At 66.5% G+C, this 19,753-nt stretch carries 16 protein-coding genes; 9 read left to right on the top strand and 7 right to left on the bottom strand.

Annotation, left to right across the window (positions count from 1 at the left end; translation table 11 throughout):
- Positions 1–423: 423 nt before the first annotated feature.
- Positions 424–2,652 carry a HEAT repeat domain-containing protein gene (locus tag IPK69_04165; protein ID QQS09823.1) on the top strand — a complete coding sequence of 743 codons (2,229 nt, stop codon included), beginning with the start codon at positions 424–426 and terminating at the stop codon, positions 2,650–2,652.
- A 23-nt stretch (positions 2,653–2,675) separates the two neighbouring features.
- On the top strand, positions 2,676–3,281 hold the full coding sequence (locus tag IPK69_04160; GenBank protein QQS09822.1) for a hypothetical protein: 606 nt from the start codon (positions 2,676–2,678) through the stop codon (positions 3,279–3,281).
- A gap of 17 nt (positions 3,282–3,298) precedes the next feature.
- On the opposite strand, the gene IPK69_04155 is transcribed toward IPK69_04160, so the two are convergent.
- The 4 genes from IPK69_04155 to IPK69_04140 form a co-directional block, all read right to left on the bottom strand.
- Positions 3,299–4,006, bottom strand: coding sequence for an alpha/beta hydrolase (locus tag IPK69_04155; GenBank protein QQS09821.1), 708 nt, complete (start codon positions 4,004–4,006; stop codon positions 3,299–3,301).
- A gap of 152 nt (positions 4,007–4,158) precedes the next feature.
- The gene (gene ispG, locus IPK69_04150; protein ID QQS09820.1) at positions 4,159–5,466 is read right to left on the bottom strand and encodes a flavodoxin-dependent (E)-4-hydroxy-3-methylbut-2-enyl-diphosphate synthase; all 1,308 of its coding nucleotides are present in this window, start codon (positions 5,464–5,466) and stop codon (positions 4,159–4,161) included.
- A gap of 34 nt (positions 5,467–5,500) precedes the next feature.
- Positions 5,501–6,988, bottom strand: a complete 1,488-nt coding sequence (locus tag IPK69_04145) for an MFS transporter (GenBank protein ID QQS09819.1) — start codon at positions 6,986–6,988, stop codon at positions 5,501–5,503.
- Positions 6,989–7,097: 109 nt separating this feature from the next.
- Positions 7,098–7,940 carry a hypothetical protein gene (locus IPK69_04140; protein ID QQS09818.1) on the bottom strand — a complete coding sequence of 281 codons (843 nt, stop codon included), beginning with the start codon at positions 7,938–7,940 and terminating at the stop codon, positions 7,098–7,100.
- 110 nt (positions 7,941–8,050) lie between these two features.
- Here IPK69_04140 and IPK69_04135 point away from each other — a divergent pair, with 110 nt between their 5' ends.
- From IPK69_04135 to obgE, 3 genes are all read left to right on the top strand, one after another.
- The gene (locus tag IPK69_04135) at positions 8,051–8,542 is read left to right on the top strand and encodes a transcriptional repressor (GenBank protein ID QQS09817.1); all 492 of its coding nucleotides are present in this window, start codon (positions 8,051–8,053) and stop codon (positions 8,540–8,542) included.
- A 203-nt stretch (positions 8,543–8,745) separates the two neighbouring features.
- Positions 8,746–9,138: a PilZ domain-containing protein gene (locus IPK69_04130; protein ID QQS09816.1), complete on the top strand. Its 393-nt coding sequence runs from the start codon at positions 8,746–8,748 to the stop codon at positions 9,136–9,138.
- A 45-nt stretch (positions 9,139–9,183) separates the two neighbouring features.
- Entirely contained in the window at positions 9,184–10,239 is a 1,056-nt protein-coding gene (gene obgE / locus IPK69_04125) for a GTPase ObgE (GenBank protein ID QQS09815.1), read from the top strand.
- A gap of 9 nt (positions 10,240–10,248) precedes the next feature.
- On the opposite strand, the gene IPK69_04120 is transcribed toward obgE, so the two are convergent.
- The 3 genes from IPK69_04120 to lpxI all read right to left on the bottom strand — a co-directional run bounded on the left by IPK69_04120 (position 10,249) and on the right by lpxI (position 12,661).
- A complete protein-coding gene (locus tag IPK69_04120; protein ID QQS09814.1) occupies positions 10,249–11,049 on the bottom strand; it encodes a DUF1559 domain-containing protein in 801 nt (266 codons plus the stop codon).
- A gap of 110 nt (positions 11,050–11,159) precedes the next feature.
- Positions 11,160–11,741, bottom strand: coding sequence for a methyltransferase domain-containing protein (locus IPK69_04115; protein QQS09813.1), 582 nt, complete (start codon positions 11,739–11,741; stop codon positions 11,160–11,162).
- 20 nt (positions 11,742–11,761) lie between these two features.
- Entirely contained in the window at positions 11,762–12,661 is a 900-nt protein-coding gene (gene lpxI / locus IPK69_04110) for a UDP-2,3-diacylglucosamine diphosphatase LpxI (protein QQS09812.1), read from the bottom strand.
- Between the two features lie 560 nt (positions 12,662–13,221).
- On the opposite strand from lpxI, the gene IPK69_04105 reads away from it, so the two are divergent.
- The 4 genes from IPK69_04105 (at position 13,222) to IPK69_04090 (ending at position 19,711) form a co-directional block, all read left to right on the top strand.
- Complete coding sequence (locus IPK69_04105) at positions 13,222–13,803, top strand: hypothetical protein (protein ID QQS09811.1); 582 nt, start codon at positions 13,222–13,224, stop codon at positions 13,801–13,803.
- Between the two features lie 62 nt (positions 13,804–13,865).
- On the top strand, positions 13,866–14,864 hold the full coding sequence (locus tag IPK69_04100; protein QQS09810.1) for a hypothetical protein: 999 nt from the start codon (positions 13,866–13,868) through the stop codon (positions 14,862–14,864).
- The gene (locus IPK69_04095) at positions 14,861–16,660 is read left to right on the top strand and encodes an RDD family protein (GenBank protein QQS09809.1); all 1,800 of its coding nucleotides are present in this window, start codon (positions 14,861–14,863) and stop codon (positions 16,658–16,660) included. The genes IPK69_04100 and IPK69_04095 overlap by 4 nt, the downstream gene beginning before the upstream one ends.
- A 159-nt stretch (positions 16,661–16,819) precedes the next feature.
- Positions 16,820–19,711 carry a tetratricopeptide repeat protein gene (locus tag IPK69_04090; protein QQS09808.1) on the top strand — a complete coding sequence of 964 codons (2,892 nt, stop codon included), beginning with the start codon at positions 16,820–16,822 and terminating at the stop codon, positions 19,709–19,711.
- The last annotated feature ends 42 nt before the right edge of the window (positions 19,712–19,753 follow it).

The following is a 19,753-nucleotide window of genomic DNA, read 5'->3' as shown; positions in this document are numbered from 1 at the left end:
CACGACTCCGGCAGGCCCATCGACATCCATCGAGCGGGCCAAACGACATACCAGCCAAGGGTCGGAGATACACTCCCCCAAACCTCGACTGGTAACCGATGCCACATCCATGATGCGGTGGAAGGCTGGGTCGTGAAGTTCGCCGGCATGACGCCGAGCGGGTATCTTGGCACGAGTTCAGGCCGGCGCTTCCGTCCAGAAGCGACAAGCCCGTCCAGAATCCATCGCCGTCGAGCCAAGCACGCCGTCCTGGCCTGCCGCCACACACTCGACGAGTGTTCATTCTTACTCGAATTTTCCGGACCTGTCAACGGTTTACGAGCCGATTGATTCACATAATGTTCGCGTGACTCCGCGGCGAGTTGTCGTTGGACCAGCGAGGAGCAAAGGTTGCGCGTCGCAGCCGTGTCCACAATCCATTCCATGTCTCGAACCAGTCCAACCCAGACCGATCGCCTTCGCAGTCTCTCCAGGTTGCCATTGTCGGCCCGCGCCCTCGCGCTGGGGGAGGCGCTGGTTGCTTCGGCGAGTGTCGGGGATGATTCCGAGCGTGGAGCGATCGAAGGGGCGCTGCTGGAGATCGCCACGCTACCAGAGCCCAAGTCGTGGCTCGCGCGATGGGCCCGTGGGCCACAGGTGTTTGGGCTGGTTCCCCGGGATGTCGCGTTGCGAGCGCTCATCAGGGCGTATCCGGGATTGTCTGAGGACGCGCGCGCGGTTGTGAACGCTGTGCCGCCGGAGCGACTGGAGCGGGTGTGCGAACTGGTGCTCACGGCACCGGATGCGACTTCTCGAGCGGCGGTCGCGACCGTGGCGGCCTCGACGATGCTCCCCGCGTTGGCGCGCCCGCTCACGGATTTGCTGGAGGACCAGGACGATCGTGTCTCCAACGAGGCCGAGCGGGCCTGGTTGCGGCTGGCCTTTGGCGCCTGCGCCGACCCCGGCGTGGTCTCGCTCCTCGACGATCCCACGGCCCGCGAGCGCGTGGATGTTGCGGTGCTCGATGACGACTCGGCGCTGCGGCTGCGCGAGGAACTCGCCTTCGCGCTCGGGCGATTCGCGAAACATCGGCGCAAGGGCGTGCTCCTTGCCGCGATCGCGATGCTCGATCGAAAGACGACCGCCCGCGAGATGTCGGATGATCCGCTGGCTCGGTGGATGCGCGCCGAGCCAGATGTCGCCCATGCCGCGATGCGCGGGATCGTGCGTTGGCATCCCTCGTCGATCGTTCGGCGGCGCGCGTGGGAGTGGGCCTTTGACGAGTCGTGGCGATCGGTCTGTGTCGAAAGGCTCGCGCACGCGATGGACCTGGACGACCACGAGGCGGTGCTGGGCCAGTGGCACCTGGCGCTCCGGCCTGCACGACGGGCGGCACTCCAGTCGATCGAGCCGCGTCGGGTTCTTCGTTCATGGCGAGAGCCGATATCCGCGGGCGGCGCGGGAGCAACGTCGGGCACGACTGGGGCGACATCGAATGAGAAGTTCACAGGCTCTTCCAAGCCCGGGCGACGCGCGACGGAAGAGGATGGCCTCCTACCCCGAACCGAGCGCGTGGCTCGGCTCTCGACGCACGCCCGTCGTGGGCTAGTGGAGATCGCGCGCGCCACACGCACCCCGACCGAACTCCGGCGTCGCGCGGTTGAGCCGCTGCTTGTGGACGCCGAACCGATGGTCCGCCATGCCCTCGCACGGCTCGGCGATCGCCGTGGTGTCGAGGACTTGTGCTTCGACCGCGACGATCGCGTGGCTCGGTCGGCCTTCGTGCGATGGTCGGCGGCGGGCGAGGGAGCGCGTGGTCCGGGAGACGACGAGGACCATCGGCGTTCGCTCCTCTCGATGTCGCGCGTGGAGTCGCGGAGCGTGCGCGATTGGGCGAGCACAGAACTCTCGCACACTCTCCCGGGTTCGGGCGCGTTGTGGCGGAATGCCGCCCGTGAACGGCTCCGGATGAATCGTGAACGCGAGTTGGACACGATCCGCCTCGCCCTCGCCAGGGGCAGCGAGGGTGAGCGGTTCGAGGCGCTCGCCCTGGTGCGCGCCCTCGACCTCGCGGACGAGGTTGCCGAGCCACTTGGCGATCTGCTCCAATCGCATGTGCGCGAGGGCGGCGACGACCGCGTCGCAGCGACGGCGGCGGCGGCACTCGGGTCGGTCGCCTCGCTTCCCGCAAGGGGCGTGCTCCTGGGCGCCCTTCGCGATCACGACGGACGCGTGCGCGCCAACGCTGCCGAGGCGCTCCGGCGTCAGCACACGCGAGGGTTGCATGGGGAGGATTCACTCCCGCCCGCGCTTCGCGAACTGAAGCAGGACGATCACCATCGCGCTCGAGGTGCGGCCGTACGAGGCCTGGTCGAGTTCGCGAGCACACAGATCGAATCGAAGCACGCCCAGGCCGCGGCGATGGCGAGCGAGGCCTCGCGCGACCTGCTCGCGATGCTGAATGACGAGCGAGCCCCGCACCGGCTCGCGGGCGTGTGGACGGCGTCGCGGAGCGTGCGACTGGGCGCGGGGCGCTTGCCCGAAGCGGCGGCCGTCGTCCGGCGGGCGGGTGAACTCGTGGCGACCGATGGGGATCCACGCGTGCGAGCGAGGGCGCGGGGTTGGGTCCTGCGGCTCGAGCGCGAGATCCGACTCATGGAGGCGAACACGTGACGTCGGGAGCGTTCGAACAGACCATGCCCCTGCCGCCGCGACAGAGCACGCGATCGAAGTGGATCTGGGCGATCGGTGTCTCACTCTTTGTGGCTGTGAATGTGACCGTGATCCTCTCGACGTTCGGGGGGGAGCAAGAGCCCGAACCGGTGCGACTCGTCGATGCGGATGGGCGATCGGTCGAAGTTCCAGGAACGATCACGGCCCCCGGCGATGTTTCGTCGGCGCCGACCTCTGGCGAATCAATCGTGATGAACGAGAGATCGACTCCGAGTGCGGGCTCCGCGAACTGGCACCCCACGTGGTGGCTCGGCGGCGTGGTTGTATGCATCGGCGTAGTTGCAATCAGTGTGTCCGCGGCTCGTCGGCGCGCGTTCGAGGCCGACCCGCTCGGCGAAACCCTGCTTCTGGCGGGAAGGAAACTGGGCCTGGCGCGGGGAGAGGTCAAAGCGATTGAGCGCCTCGCCGGGGAGCCGGGACGAGCGCTGGGCCTCATCGTCTCGACGCCCGCGCTCACGCAAGCGATCGCCGAGCGTGGTGCTGTGGTGACGTCTTCGAGCGATACGCGTGCGCTCCGAAAGGCTTGCGAGAAACTCGGCGTGGACTCGATGACCGGGCGAATGCCGTAACGCTTCCAGATGCTCTATCAGTCGATCGGCGGCGGCGAGGAGAACCCGGCCAGCGGGGTTCTTCCCGTGAGTCGCCGCGCGAGATCGACGAGCAATCTCGGCGCGCGGCAGACGCTGAAGTGGGCGAACGCACGCTCCATCGCCGTCGCGCCGTCGATCCAGATGGGGACGCAGCCGGGGAGCGGCTCGCGCGGCGAGGCGTTGGTGGCGCCGACCCACCAGTCGTGGAGGATCGCGTAGCACGTCAGGTCGATCGGCTCACGCTCGAGGCGCTCGTCGAGTTCACGGAGAAATCCGCTGTCCTTGTGCAACTGCTTTGCCGCGGTGTCGGGTCGGACGATGTTGGCGAGCGACGCGCCGCGATGGGGCGTCGCGAGCGTGAAGACGCGCCTCACGCGCGGGAGCGAAGGATCGCGGGCAGCACGCGCGGCAAAGGCCCGTGCCACAAGCCCACCCATCGAGATGCCGACGATGTCAATCTCGCCCGAGGCACGCGAGGGTGCATGAGCAGAAATGAACTCTGCGGCTCGATCGACGCATCGGGGTACGCTGGGAAGCCACGGATACGCGATGGGGAGGAAGTCCTCGTCTCGACCGCTGGTGAGCCGCGCGAGTCGGTCGGCGAGCCGATTCGAGACGAATGCCGGGGCGCGATAGCCGCCGAGAACGACGACAGGGCGTGCGAGCGGTCTCGGGTCGGCGGCAAGGGAACGGGCCTCGGTCAAGGCGTCCTCGTGCGACAGTACGAAAGCGGGGTTAGTGATCATGCGGAAGTGGCGAGACGGCACGCGTGAGGATGGACGAGAAGTGAGGCCGGCCGTGGTATCCATGTCACGTTGTTGGGCATGGAGGCGTCGGCCTTTCGAAACTGCCGTGTTCAGCGGCCTTTCACGGTGAGCGGCGTGGGCGCGTTGGGTACGCGGTCGACCTCGCCGCTCGCGATTCGTAATAGGCCGCTCCCGAGTTCCCCGAGGGGGTCGGGTGGGAGGATCTCGACCTTCTTCTCGCCGAGTTTTGCCTCGCCTTTGAGGACGCGCGACTGGAACGACTCGCATTCCAGCAGCAACCGATCGAGGATCTCGTGCTCCATGACATTGGCGACACGCTCACCCTGGACGTAGATGATGCCACGCCGATCGCCCGCGAAGACGGCGACATCGGCGCCCTCGGCTTCGCCCGGACCATTCACGATGCAGCCCATGACGGCGACTTTCATCGGGATCGTGATGGATGATTTGAGCCGAGTGCGGACATCCTGGACGAGCGTGAAGAGATCGACCTGGATGCGCCCGCACGTGGGGCAGGCGATGAGATCAACGCCCTTGCGCTCGCGCAGGCCGAGGGAATAGAGGAGTTCCAGCCCGTCCTCGACCTCGAAGACGGGGTCGCTCGCGTAACTGATGCGGATGGTGTCGCCGACGCCCTGGGCGAGGAGGGCACCGAGGGCGGCGACGGATCGGATCATGCCCGTCTCGCGCGGGCCGGCATGCGTCACGCCCAGGTGGAGCGGATGATCGAAGCGCGAGGAGATCTCGCGATATGCATCGACGACGAACGCGGCGTCCATGCTCTTGGCGCTGATGCACAGGTCGTGGAAGTCCTGCTCATAGAAGATGTCGAGGTATTCCTCGAGTTTGGCGATCATGATCGCGAGGAGGTGCCCGTTCTTCTGGTTGGAGAAGATCGCGCCGAGTTCCTTCTGGCGTTTCTGCTTGTCCTTGCGCTCGATGATGGAGCCTTCATTGACGCCGACGCGAATGGGGAGGTTGCGGGCGCGGCAGGCCTGGATGACGTCGATCACCTGGGCGCGGTCGCTGATGTTCCCCGGGTTCAGGCGGACCTTGTGGACGCCGGCCTCGACGGCCTCGAGGGCGCGCTGGAAGTGGAAGTGGACATCAGCGACGATCGGCACACGCACGCGCTGGATGATCTCCTTGAGCGCTTGCGTGTCCTTCTTCTCAGGGACCGCGACACGAACCACGTCGGCCCCGGCGGCGACGAGTTTGTTGATCTCGGTGACGCACGCCTCGACGTCGTGTGTAAAGCCCGCTGTCATCGTCTGTACGCTGACGGGCGAGGGAAGGGTGGGGGCGCCCGAAGCGTCGGGGAGGCCGCCTCCGATGGTGATGCGCCCGACGCGGTCGTCGCCGAGCGTGATGGGTCGTGTGGGCCTGCGTGGCGTCATGCAGTGGACTGTACACCGCGAGGCGTGGATCGGTTCACTTCGCCAGCGTGGTGGGATCGCCGGTTCTCGGGCGATGGGCCGTGGCGAGCACGCCCGCGATGAGGCTGCGGCGTGGCTTGTACTCGGGATGCTCGGGCGTCAGCCCGTCGATCTCCGGGACGCGATAGAAGATCATGATCAGCCCGGCAATCGTCAGAAGGATCGAGAGCGAGCCTTCCGCGAAGGACGTTCCGACGGCTCGACTGCCGAGCACTTTGGAGAGAGCATCTCCGATCCACCCAGCCGCGATATTCCCGAGCGCATTGGCGCCGAACGCCGCCACGTTCGCGACCGAGAGAACGCGTCCGCGCATGCTGTCGGGGACGAGGTGCTGCATCGCCGCCCAGACGGGGTTGAATCCCAAGATCCAGAACACCCCCACGAGGATCATGCTCGCAATCGCCAAGGGCATCGTGGTCGTCATGCTGAAGAACGTGATGCTCGCCCCCGCGCCGAAGAGCGCGAGCGGTATGAAGTGGTGCTTGGGATACCAGGAGGGGACGAATCGCATGCCGATCCCGGCGGCGACGGCGCCAACGCCCAGCATGGACATCAGCATTCCCGTCACGCCATCTGACGCCTCCTCGGAAACCCCCAGCACGTCGATCACGACGAGTGGGAGCATGCGGATGAGCGGAGCGGCGAGGAAACTCATGAGCACCATCGCGATGAAGACGGCGAGCGGCCCGCGATTGTTGAAGATGAAGCCGAAGGCCTGCGTGATCTGCGTCCAGGGGTGAGTCGGCGGATTCGCGGGCGCGGGCGCGTCGGGCGTGAACCAGACCGCGATCACGATCGCCAGAAACGTCACGGAGTTCAGCGCGAAGACGGGCGTCGGGCCCCACAGGTGCAGGGCGTACCCCGCGAGCGCCGGCCCGATGACGCGCGCGAGATTGAACTGGATCCCGTTGAGCGTGATGGCGCGCGTGAGTTCATCGCGCGGCACGAGCCTCGGCGTGAGCACCTGCCACGCGGGGATATTGAACGCCATCACGATGCCCTGCACCAGCGAGAGCAGGAACATCCCGGCGATCAGCCCGCGGTGCTCGCCGCCGGGGACCTTCTCAGGGACGAGTTGGTTGAGGTGTTCGCCGCCGGTGTAGGACAGGATCGTCAGCCCGAGCGCCACGATCATGAGGAGCATCTGCGTGAAGACGAGCAGGCGTCGCCGATTCACACGATCGGACACGATCCCGCCGAGCAGGCCCAGCACTAGGATCGGCGCTAGTTGGGCCGCGGCGAAGTAGCCCAAAGAGGTGAGAGAACCGGTCGCCTTCGCGACGGTCATCTGCACGCCCATCATCTCCATCCAGTTCCCGATGTTGGAGACGATCGACGCGATCCAGACGTTTCGGAAGTGCTTGTGGCGCAGGACGGAGGAGCGAAGCATGGCATCAAGCCATGACGCGTCGCTGGGTGGTGCGGTGGTGGCGCGGTCCCCCAGACTCCCTTCCTTCGACGATTCCTCCGGGGCCGTGTCCATGGCGTCGGGGCGAGTCTAGGCCGAGCGGCCACGAACCGGCGCAGACGGCATCTGTCGGCATGATCGTCGCGACTTAGGGCGGGCTCGGAGGGCGTCCGATACGACGGCGTCACGTGTTCGGTGCCGGTCCTGCCGAAATCGGCTCGGCGGACGCTGGATGTGGCGTGGCCGGTTTCGCCGGATTCGCAAATCGACACGATCGCACGCCAACGTACACCAGGCACTCGAAGACCAGCAGCCCCGCGAAGAACCCCGAGCCGATGATGATCGCGTAGATCACGCTGCTCGAGTTGATCGTGTAGTTGACATAGGGCTTGAGCGTGATGGTGGACGTGGGCGCCCGATGCGTCACCAGCAGGATCGCGTAGAGCGACGCCATGCCGAGCAACGCGAGCCCGGACGCAAGGATCCATCCGACGCTCGCGTGGGCGCAGACCTGCCACGACGCGTCGCGCGTGAGCCGCCATCCGCGTTTGGCGGCGAAGAACCGGATGCCGCGCTGCTCGATCCACGTGAGCGCGAGCATGATGAGCGCCACCATCGCGACCTCGGCAACAAAGACGAGCGCGAAGACCACGCGCCCCAGGACGGGCCCCAGGGACGAGGCCGATCGCGCCGGGTCGCCGATGAGCACGCCGACCCATGGCCCCGCCGCGAGCAATCCCGCAAGCGTGAGATTCACGAGCAGCAATCGCTTGGCCGACGATCGCTCGACGCGCACCCGCCGCATCGTCGTTCGCGGGTGGCGGAGCACGCGCCAGCAGGTCGCCGCCCATGACGTGATCGAGGGTGCGATCTGGAATGGAGATCCAGTGCGTGCCTCCGGCACTGACTCGGCAACGCGAAGCCCACACTCCGGGCACGACGCGTCAGCCGAGTGCCCGCGGAGTTCATACCCGCAGTCCTCGCAGAGCAGGTCGTGTTCGCGTGTGTCCCCATCACGAATCGGCATGGCACAACACGGTACGCGAATGCGAACGCCCGGTTGCCGCGTCAGGAGGACCCAAGAACCGGATCCACACCAAAGTTCCTATCATTTCATCGGAACCGTTCGAGACCCGTATGCGCGACACGCCGTCCAACCACGAGGCGCACACTCAGACCGTCGGGCCCACGCTCGAGCGTCACGGCATCCGCCCAACGCGCCAGCGCGAGGTTGTCTTCGCCGCGCTCCGTGACTCCCGCACGCACCCGACCGCCGAGGAACTCCACGCGCAGGTGCGAGAGCGCGAACCGGGCCTCAGCCTCGCGACGGTCTACAACACGCTCGAGGCGCTCTGTGTGGCCGGGCTGTGCCGACGCGTGCCGACGTTTGACACGCGTGGTGGGGGCAAGAGCCAGGGCGCCTGCCGATTCGATGCCGACCTCTCGCCCCACGCGCACGCCTCGCTTCCCGACGGTCGCGTGGTCGATCTTCCCGAGTCGGTGATTCGCCCGCTGCTCGAGGCGCTCCAGGGTGAGACCAGGGCCGAGATCGCCAGGATCGTGGGCCAGCCCATCGACCGCCTGAGCGTCCAGGTCATCGTCGAGCCGCCAGACGTGCGGGGCGCCTGATACGGGCGAAGGCAGGGGGATCCCCCCGCAGGGCCGGTGAACTCGACCTGCAGCGTGGTGCTCCAAACACGGCAAGTTTCCGATTTGTCCGAGGTTGCCTGAAGTCGCCCCGTGCCGGGTCCGATACCTCATCTATGGACGCGTCGCGGGCACGGGTCTGCGAGGGTCGATCCACGGCACACCACCAGACCGGGCGAGGCACCATGAGCGGATACATCACCAATCGTCGTCGTTTCGAGCGCTTCGCGCTCCTTCCCATGCACGCCCCCCTCTCGATCCGCCTGCTCTCGGACGAGAAGTTCACTCTCGACGGGCACGCCTACGACATCTCCGAGGGCGGCGTCCAGTTCGAACTCGATCGTGCCCTCGAGCCGGGTGCCGGCGTCGCGATCCGGATCGACCTTCCCGAGTATGTCACCGAGAAGATCGGCGGACCCGGGCGCTCGGTCTTCGCCTTTGGCAACGTCGTGTGGATGGACGACGCCGAGGCGGGCCCCGTCCGCATGGCCCTGGCCTTCACCCGCTTTGCCCGCGAGGGCGATCGGGAGCGGCTCTTTGCCTGCTTCCACCGCGGCTTACTCTCCCGCGCGGCCTAACGCGTCTCGCCACGCGAGCACGATCGGCGGTCCATACGATCGTCGATGTTCGTCGATCGCGCCATCATCACCGTACAAGCCGGCCACGGCGGGGCCGGGCATGTCTCCTTCCGCCGTGAAAAGGCCGAACCCAAGGGCGGGCCCGACGGCGGCGACGGTGGCGACGGCGGCTCGGTCATCCTCCAGGCCGAGGGCGGCATGAGCACCCTCTACGACTTCCGAGGCAACCCGTTCTGGAGCGCCCAGGAGGGCGAGGCCGGCGGCAAGAAGCAGTGCCACGGCAAGAACGCCCCGGACCTCATCATCAAACTTCCGCCTGGCACGATGGTCTTCAACCACAAGACCGGCGAACTCATGCACGACCTTCGCCCCGAGGAGCAAATCGTCATCGCCAGGGGCGGACGAGGCGGGTTCGGCAACGAGCACTTCAAATCAGCGGTCAACCAGACGCCCCGCAAGGCCACGCCCGGCGGCGAGGGCGAACGCTTCGAACTCCGCTTCGAACTCAAACTCATCGCCGACGTCGGCTTTGTCGGCATGCCCAACGCGGGCAAGTCCACGCTCCTCGCGGCCCTCACCCGCGCGAACCCCAAGATCGCCGACTATCCCTTCACGACGCTCAGCCCCCAACTCGGCATCGCCGAGGTCGATCCGCGCCGGAGAATTGTGCTCGCCGATATCCCGGGGCTGATCGAGGGCGCCGCCCACGGCGCGGGGCTCGGGCACGATTTCCTCCGCCACATCGAGCGCACCAAGATCATCGTGCACCTCCTCGACGCCATGCCGCCTGACGGGAGCAATCCGGCCGACAACTATCGCACGATCCGCGAGGAACTCTCGGCGTATTCCAACGCCCTCGCCGACAAGCCCGAGATCGTCGTGCTCAACAAGATCGACTTGCTTGGAGGCGAGGAGGAGCAGCGTGCCGCGGTCAACGACTTCTGCTCGGCACTCTCGCTGCAACCCGAGCGCGATGTCCTCGCGATCAGCGGGGCGGCGAAACTCGGCCTGCGCCCGCTCCTCGAACGCCTCTGGCGAGAACTCCACCCCACCGACGAGCCCGCGGCAGGATGGAAGAGCCTTGCCTCGCCGGAGAGGTGATACAGCGACTCACCACCAGCGGCCGCTCGATGACGGATATCGCGGGTCCCACAGGTGTCTCGAGGTCACAAGCCGGTTCGCGGTCTCGTCGTCGAGTTTGCCCAGGTGACCATCGGTGAACGCGACGTTCCCCTTCTTCGAGTGCAGCGTGTAGACCCCTTCGAACTGGGACTCGAGATGCGGGAACCACAGCGAGGCGGACCAATCGCCATGCGGTGTCGGGTTCGAGTCGGAGAACAAGATCGTGTTCGATGGGCGTGAGACGTCCGACGATCGCACGAATCGTGTGGTGATCAGTGGACGCCCGTCTCGATTGGCCCAACCGGCGTTGTACTGCGACGCGAGCGAGCCGTCATACGGCGAGAATCCGAGCCAGAATCCGTTGAAGCCGTAGGACGCCCGGTGGATCGAAAAGTCCCACGACCAGTCGAAGCCATGCACCCTCGTCCCGTCTCGGAAACTGGGGCAGCGAAAAATCTCGTACATCCCGCGCCGAGCCTCGATCGGTGCCGACTCGCGCGTGGCGCGCGTCCCCAGCGGCGTATCAAAGATAAGCGTTCCCCACCACCAATCCATATCGAAGGCGCTCCCGCCGGACGAGCGGTGGGGCGTGTAGACGTCGCGGCTGTCCACCGTGTACGTCGTCATGAGCACGGCCAGTTGCCGGAGGTTGTTGGCGCACTTGGTCGATCGCATCGACTCACGCGCCGCTCCGAGCGCCGGAAGAAGAATCGCAATGAGTAGCGCAATGATCGCAATGACGACAAGAAGTTCGATCAGAGTGAACGCACGGGTCGTGTGGGAACGCATCGTGGCCTCCCTAGTCGAATGGATAAGGTCCATTCTCCATCGGACAGCCGGCCCACACAAGGGCAATCTCGTCCAGAATCGTGAGTAGCGATTCAGATTACTGAAAAAACCTACACCGGTTGGAGCAGGACGAGATACTCCACATTGCCCTTGCTCTTCCCCCCGCCGCCCAGGATCGGCGACTTCGTCGAGCCGAGGACGCGGACGCCAAGCCCCGGCAGCGTCGTCAATACACGCTGGAACTCGGCCTCGGCTCGCTCCTCGCTCAGCACACCGCCTCGGGGCACGCCCTTGGGGTCCACGTCCTTGAGTTCGTAGTGCGGCTTGACAAGCGAGATGATCCGCCCCTCCGGCTTGCACCAGCGGAGCGCCGCCGGGATCACCAGACGCTGGGGCGTCCAACTCATGTCCGCGACGACAAGATCCACACGCTCGCGTGCCTCGGCATGCAGCGCGTTGGTGCGCTCCATGACGACCACGCGCGGATCGTTGCGCAGCGTCCATGCCAGTTCGCCGTAGGCCGTGTCAACCGAATAGACCTTTGTCGCGCCAGCCTGGAGGAGGCAATCGGTGAAGCCGCCCGTCGAACACCCCAGATCGGCGGCGACGTTTCCATGGGCGTCAACTGAAAAAGTCTCCAGCGCGTGCCGGAGTTTCAGGCCGCCGCGGGAGACATACTTCGGCTCATCCATCGCGTGCTTGGGGATGGGATTCAGGCGTGCGCGGGAGGGACGCCGACGATCGAGATGCCCAATCGGTCGGCCACGTCGATCATCTCGGCCTTGTCGAGCATGATGACATCGCCCGCCGCGAGCGCCAGGCACCCGCCGCCGTTCTCGTGGAGTTTGCGGAGCGTGTTGATGCCGACGGTCGGGACATCGCTGCGACGATCGTGCCCGGTGCGGGCGCCCTTGCAGAGCGTCCACCCCTTGGCCCGGCAGAGTTTCCCGGTCCGGTCGATCATCTGGTCGGTCCCCTCGACCGCCTCGACCGAGATCACGTCGCGCTCGCGCACGGCGATCGCCTGCCCGATATCCAGCCGGAGCGCCTCGCCCAGCATGGGCCAGACGAAATCGATGTCGGCCTGCTGCTCCGCGGTCGGACGACGGTTCGTCATGATCCCCGGGGCGGCAAGTTCATTGGTGATCGGGGCCGTCGAGTCGAGCAGCGCCACGCCCCAGCGATCGAGTTCGTTGGCGATCGCGGTCAGCACGGCATGGGACCGGCGGTCGTGGCGCAGGTGCTTGTACCAGTTGACGACGCAGCGCACGTCGGGCAGATTCTTGAACATCCGCCACGGGTCGTGCATCAACTTGGCCTTGTCCACCTTGCCGACCATGATGGCATGGTGGACGCCCTTGCGGGCCAGGATCCGCCCCCACGACCCGATCCGCAGCAGCCCGACCTCCTCAAAGGTCGAGCAACGCGACGGGAGTTCCAACTCATACTGATTCGACAGCCCAAGCCCATGCACGGGATGGCCTTGCGCGCGCAACCCGTCGGCCACCAGGATCGGCAGGCGACCCCCGCCCGCAATCAGACCAATCGCCGTCGGCGGCGGCGGCGGATCGGGCAGGATCGTGATGGTGGGGGAAGCGTATAGGGAGGTCATCGTCGAACGTTCCACGGGGGGCGAGGCAACCTCAAACGACCTCCGGTCGTCTGCTGCCCAATACATCCAGAATCGGCCCTCCGAAGCGAGCGGACACTATACCCGGGATTCCGACTCGGCAACGAGCCGTCAGTTCCATCGGCATTCACCACCCAGCGACCGAAAACAGAGTCCATAGAAACCTAACAAAATGCGTCCGTACTGCTGCTCAATCCGAGCAAGGCACGTTGTCGATTGAGAGTACGTGGAAATCGATCCTCAAATGCCGCGCCAGCCGGGAACTGTGGACATCGTTGATGTAGATGCGCGCGATAGAACTGGGGAAAACACCGGGTCTGCTCGCCCCTGGCTGGGTGTGAGGTTCTCGTGTCGCGGCGACTACCTGCGCGTGTATCGAAGCAAAGACGGCGATCGGTACGTCGCGACCTGTCCGACTTGTGGCAAGAGCGTTCGCTTCGCCGTTGGCCAGGGCGGGACCTCGGCGCGTTTCTTCGAGGTTCAATGCGGGCTGGGTTGATGCGTCGGTGGTGAATTGCCGCCGTCGGCTACGATGCCCCGTCATGATGACCGGAAGTTCGTACCCGTTGATTCGGGCCACAGGACGGTGCGCCGCGACCGGGACCCCGATCGAGGTTGGGCAGGCCTATGTCGCCGCGCTGGTGGAGCGTGATCCGCCGGAAGGTTCTGGTGGTTTCGAACGCCTCGACTACTCGCTGGACGCGTGGCAGCACGGCTCACGCCCCGAGGCGCCGTTTGTCCTCTTCGCGTCGTGGCGCAGCACGATGGGCACGAGCGAGGAGAAGAAGCGTCCGCTCCTGGGTGATGCGGATCTTCTTGATCTCTTCGAGGAACTCGCGCGGGACGCAACGGTCGAGGGCGACGCCCGGCGGAACGGCTTTCGATATCTGCTCACGCTCCTGCTCGTACGCCGGCGCGTTCTTCGTGTCGTCTCGCAGCGCGAGGGCGAGTTGAGCGTGCAACGCAAGGTCAGCGTGAAGGACCCCACGCCACAGGAGACGTTCTCGATTCCAGACCCGGGTCTGAGCGAGAGCGCGATCCAGGAGGCGCTGGACCAGGTCGGACAGATCATGGACACGGGGGGCGAAGGCTCATCGGGTGGCGCGCCGGGGGCCGGCGATTGACCCCGTGGACATCGACGCGCAATCTCCATTGGGGCGCGGGCCTTCGGCACGGTGTGATCGGCGTGGTCGCCGGCATCGCGATGGGTTTCGCGGGCTGCCAGAGCACGCCCAAACCATCTCCCGGGACAGCCCAGGCGCCGCGTCGGATTGATCCCGGGGCGACGGTCGAATCGGCGCCATCCAAGGGGCCGCGGGCCGCAGGCGTGACGTACGCGGAAGTCGCCTCGGCGTACAACGCGCGCATCCGCCGACTCGAGTGCGTGACCGCCAACGCCGAGATCCACGTCGAGAGCAGAGACAACGAGGGCAAGGCGGTCGAGAACAACGCCGAGGGATTCCTCCTGCTCGTGCGCCCGCGCAAAGTCTCGCTCCGGATCGACAAGGTCTCGCAGACCTACTTCGTGCTCGGTTCGGACTCGTCGCGTTACTGGTGGCTGGATCTCAGCGGCGAGAAGCGCCTCGGGCTTGTGGGGCTTCACCGCCTCGCCTCGCCCCAGTCGGCGGCGGCGTTCGGCGTGCCGGTGTATCCGCTGGATCTCTTGGAAATGCTCGGCGTGATGCCTCTTCCCGAGGACGAGTCGTCGCTGAATCTCGTTGTGCCCACGCTCCGTAAGGACGGGCGGCTCGAGATCGTGCTCCCAGGCCGAGGACGCGAGTGGGGGAGCAAGCGCTACGTGCTCGATCGAGTCACCTTCCTCCCGGTGAAGATCGAGTTGCTCGACGCCAAGGGCGGGATCGCGGCGTCGGGCGAACTCTCGCGCTGGGTGGACGTGTCGGTCGAGGGCGAGGCGCTGACAGGGGCGGCGATGCCCGCCAATCTGGACGTGGACCTGCCGGGAATGCCCGCGAAGGTGACGATGCGACTGAACGACGTGAAGAATCCAGGCGTGGACAAGATCAAGGGCGCGAACTTCGATCTGGAGCGACTGAAGGGCATCTATCGCGTGGACGAGTTCTACGCGCTCGATGAGGCGCCTAAGCCGGGGACGGCTCAATCGCCGACGCGATCGATCGATGAGCCGCGAGGCGGATCGAACATCGAGCGTGGAGGCGATCGATGATTGATGGGACGTTCTTCAGTCGCTCCATGGTTCGAACCATCACCTTCGTGGCGGTGCTCGCGATCTCGCTCGTCGCACGCGGCGCCGATCCGAACGTACTCGGGGCCGGGAGCGCGAGTGGTGGCGACGAGGCGTTTCCCTTCGTGACGCACGCCTGGATTGTGAAACCAACGAGTTCCGGGGGGAGCACGCTCTTTCACCTGCCGCCCCGGCGCGCGGCGACAGGGTTGGGTACCGAGGGGCGTGGCGTCTCGGATGGCGGCTATCGACTGGCGGCCCAGTTCGCGCACACCATCGGGCAAGCCGCGGCGTGGGATGATCGTGTGTACGTGCTCGAGCGCAGCCCGATGGGCAATTCCGACGCGCGATCGCGGCGCGTGCTTTCCATCCGGGCGATCCGGGCCGCCGGTGGGCTGGACCTGTGGCGCTATGAGCCGGTGCAGGGCGCGACGATCCATCCGCCGCTGGAAGGCGATGGCGTGGTGCTGGGCTTTGCCGCGGGAGAGACGGGGCCTGTGGCGCTGACGAGTGAGGCCGTAGGACGCGGCACGACGTGGCGGCTCTCGCTTCGGGCGGCGGGTCCCACGCGCTGGTTCGATGTCGAACTCCCCAACGAACTTCGGGGCGAGGTGTCGGCCAAACCCGCGAGAGAGGCTTCGGCGAGTGAGGACCGATCGCCCTTTGATCCCCATCGATGGCACGTGCTCGTTCGGGGCGATCGGGTGCTGCTGATTCGCCTTGCTCTCGAGCAAGGCGGCACGATCGACGTGTGGGAGGGGCCCGCCCTCCAGGGTGTTCGATCGCGGCTCGATGAACGCGTGAAGGCCAGCCGGGATCGTGGATTCACGTCGCCGGGCGAGCGACCAGCATCGATCTTCCAATCGAATGACGATGGGCCGGCACTCGTGTCATGCGTGTGGACCCACTCGACGCGCATCGACCCGATCGGGGCGAGCGTCGAGGGGGGCGTGACGAACGTGGGGGAGTGGCTCTTGCGCTGGTGCGACCGTGGACCGACGATGTCGTTCTGGCGCGAGTCGCTCGATCGCCGAGGGTTTCGAACGCTCGCCGACGTGCCACATGGCGGAGGGATAGTGATCCCGATCGCGGGACTGGACCGCATGATTGTCGCCTTTGCAGCGGCCTCCGCGAGCGATGGAGCGCTCAGCAGGATCACCGAGTTGTCCAGCGTGACGGGCGCGACGCTCTATGACGGCGACGCGCGCCTCGTCGCGGCAATCTCGAAGAATGACGTGTGGCAGATCATGCTGCTGCTCGTCGCGATCACGGCGGTCGTGCTGCTCTTTGTGGTCCGCGCGGACACGCGCGAAGGCGTGCTCCTTCCCACGGGGTTCGCGCTCGCCGAGCCGGGGCGACGGATGATGGCGACGTTGCTCGACTTCTCGATCTGGGCGGTCGTGGCCGCGACGAGCATGGGGTCGTCCCTGGTCGAGGCCTTCTCCGTGCAGGGACTCGTGAGTGGGCGGGCCTTCCTCGTCGTGCTTGTGGGCCTGATTCTGGGATGCGTCGCCGGGACCATCGGCGAGGCGTTCTGGGGGCGATCGTTCGGGAAGATGCTGACGGCGTGCGAGGTGATCGACGCCGGCTGCGGCGGGCCCGAGGGGACGGGGCCTGTGGAGCGTCCCTCACTCAGTATGTGCCTCCTTCGGAACGTCCTGAAATGGAGCCTCCCACCCCTGGGTATCGTCGCGCTGGTTGATCCCGAGTGGCGCCACCCCGGCGACCGGTACTCGCGGTCGGTCGTTGTGATCCGCGTGGAAACGGACCCGGCCTAGGTCGATCTTGGCGGCACACGCGGGGCGGCCCGCCCCAGACGCGCAACAAACGCCGATTTGGTTCATGCCGGTCTTGCGCGTTGGCCGATATCGGACGCGCAGGGTTGGCGTGCCGACGAGACGAGGGTGTCTCGCCCGGCACGTCCAAAAGGACCGAGCGTGAGCGAGACGGCGGCCAAACCAGAGGCGGCCACTACGGGAGAACTTCCGTCGAGTGGTGAGGGTGCGCCCGCCACGACCCCGAGTCTGGCACGTGTCTGGCAGGTGCCGGTTACGCTCGCGGGCGTCGGACTCCTCATCGCCGGCGTGGTGATCGCGTTCCTGCGTGCGCCAAAGCCCGACCACTCGGGGGTGCTGCACGAGGCCCAGACGCTACTCGCCTCGCAGAAATATGCCGAGGCCCTCGGCTCGATCAACACGAACGTCCTGCCGCTGGTCGCCAAGGGCGCCTTGTCGCCCCAGCAGTTGGCGGAGATGTCGCTCCTGACGGCCCGGGCGGTCGCGTTGGGGCAGCGCGAGTTGGGCGTGAACCGGCGCGAGAACAACTCGGCGATCGTGGAGCACTATTCCAAGGCCGAGGCCGGGCACATCCCGCTCGACGCACGCGACGAGTCGCTGCGGACCGAGGCGATGATCGGGCTGGAGATGTTCAAGGAAGCAGAGTCGCGCGTGCCGAAGATCGCCGACGCGCCGACGCGCGAGCGGCTCACCAGATCGCTCATCGAGGCATTGACGTCGGCCAAGCGCCACAGCGACGCGATGGCGTGGCTGACAAGGACCTCGACCGATCCAAGTACATCCGAGCCGCTCCGCTGGTGGTGCGTGGGTCAGCAGGCGATGGTGCTGCTCTCGCAGGGGTTCCACGAGGAGGCCATCACGCGACTCCTCCGCGCCATGCCCCGGCTGGACGGGATTCCGCCGCACGATGCCGCGCCGCTCTACATGATGCTCGCTCGGGCCTACGCCGAGACAGGTGACACGGAGCAGGCTCTGTCGCAGTTGGTTCGTGTGGAAGCGATTCTGTCGCCGGACGATCCGCTCATGCCGCGTGTACTTCTGGCCCAGGGGCGCCTGGCGCAGGAGCACGATCGCGAGCGGGCGCGTGAACGATATCGGTCGCTCCTCGAGCGATTCAAGGGCGTTCCCGAGCATCCCGCGGCGTTGCTCGGCCTCGCCGACGTGGACGCCGCCGACGGGCACCACGACTCGGCGATCGCGAACTATCAGGAGTTGCTCGCGATCGTGGGGCGGAGCGATTCGCCGAGCGAAGCACCACACGGAGCGAGCAGCGAGCATGGCCGCGTCGCTGACGGGGCACACAGTTCTTCCGATTCCAAGTCATCGAGCGCGGCAGACGATGCCCACGCCACGCCCGCGAATGCCGAGAAGCATGCCGAGGTCACCGAGGTCGAGCATCCCGGCGGCAAGGTCGAGTACCTCCGCGACGACGGCACAAAGGCCGATTCGCACGGCGATCCACACGCAACCGGCGAGAGTGATGCGCACAGCGCGTCCGAGCCGTCACACACGGACACCAAGCACGCCTCGGAAAGCCACGCGAAAGCAAGTCACGCCTCTTCGAGTCATGCCGCTTCGGGCCACGCCTCCGATTCGTACACATCCCACGGATCGTCGAGCGCCAGTGAGTCGTTGCTCTGGCCGACGGTCACGCTCGGGACGATCGAGTCGAGCGCGATGTCGCACTATCGCGATCGCTTCGACGCTGAGGACTACGGCAACGCGCTGCGCTACGTCGAGGTCGCGCGTCGCGCGGGGCAGATGCGGGGCGAGGTCGGTTTAGATGTCCTCGCCGCGGTCGGCCAGGTGAATCGGCTCCTGGGCGAACAGACGCTCAAGGACTCGGGAGGCGAGGCCCTCACGGTCGCGACCGCCGATCCCGTCACCCAGGCCCAGGCGAAGGAGCACTTCCTCGCGAGCGGGCGCGCCTTCAAGGAGCACGCTCGCCGGACGCTCGTCAAAAATCTGGGCGCCCACGCCTCGAGCCTCTGGGCCAGCGGCGAGGTCTACGACCTCGCGGGCGATTCCGACGAAGCAATGGCCGCCTTCCGCCAGTTCCTCTCCGAGTTTCCGATCGATCCCAAGACACCCGAGGCGAAGTATCGCCTGGCGATCATGGCGATGGCGCGGGGCGAGTTGAACGACGCGCAGCGGCTCTTCCGCGAACTGATCGCCGGCCGCGGCGCCGCCCAGAGTTCCGGACCATTCGCCGACATGAGCCTCATCCCCCTCGCACGGGCGCTCCTCTCCGACACGTCGACCGACAACGACAGCGAGGCCGAACGTCTGCTCGTTCGCGTCGTCAGCGGCGAGGCGGGCGGCCCGGGGACCGAGGTCTTCCGCCAGGGGCTCCTCGAGTTTGCCGGATATCTCTATCAGTCCAAGCGATACGCCGAGGCCATCGCACGATTCACCGAGATCATCGAGCGATACTCGGGCGAGGATCGCGGTGACGGCTCGATCGATAGTGCGCGATACATGCTCGCCGACGCGCACCGCCTCGAGGCCGAGCGACTCGCCGTGGAACTCAAGAATCCCGCGATCACGCAGACGGCCCGGCGCGCCTCGGAGAACGAGCGTCACGCCCACCTCGTCGCGGCCCAGGACGCCTTCGAACTCGCGAAGAAGGGCCTGGCCGAACTCCGCTCGAGGAACCAACTCCGCGACCGCCAACTCCGCAACTGCTACTTCTACCTTGGCGAGGTCGCCTTCGATCTCGAAGACTTCGAGGGCTCCATCCGCGCCTACGACGAGGCCCGCGAGCGATACTCGCGCGATCCTTCCGCGCTCGTCGCGATGATTCAGATCGTCGCGGCCCACCAGGCGCGGGGCGAACTCGATCAGGCCCGAGCGGCCCACGCCAGGGCCAAAAAGTTCTTCGAGAGCCTCCCCGATTCGGTCTGGGATGACCCGACACTCCCGATGGATCGTCGCGCGTGGGAGCGATGGCTGGCGGTAAGCGCCACGCTCGTCGGGCCGGGGCCGGGCGCCACGAGAGAGGCGGCCCACGACGAGCCCGACGAGCACGAATAGACGAGTCGAGTTGAGTTCGCAGAAAGGGCAGGACGCCCGGGA

The organism is Phycisphaerales bacterium, from assembly GCA_016699835.1.
Lineage (GTDB): Bacteria > Planctomycetota > Phycisphaerae > Phycisphaerales > UBA1924.
The sequence above is the reverse complement of the archived record's forward strand: the minus strand, read 5'-3'. Positions and strand labels throughout refer to the sequence as shown.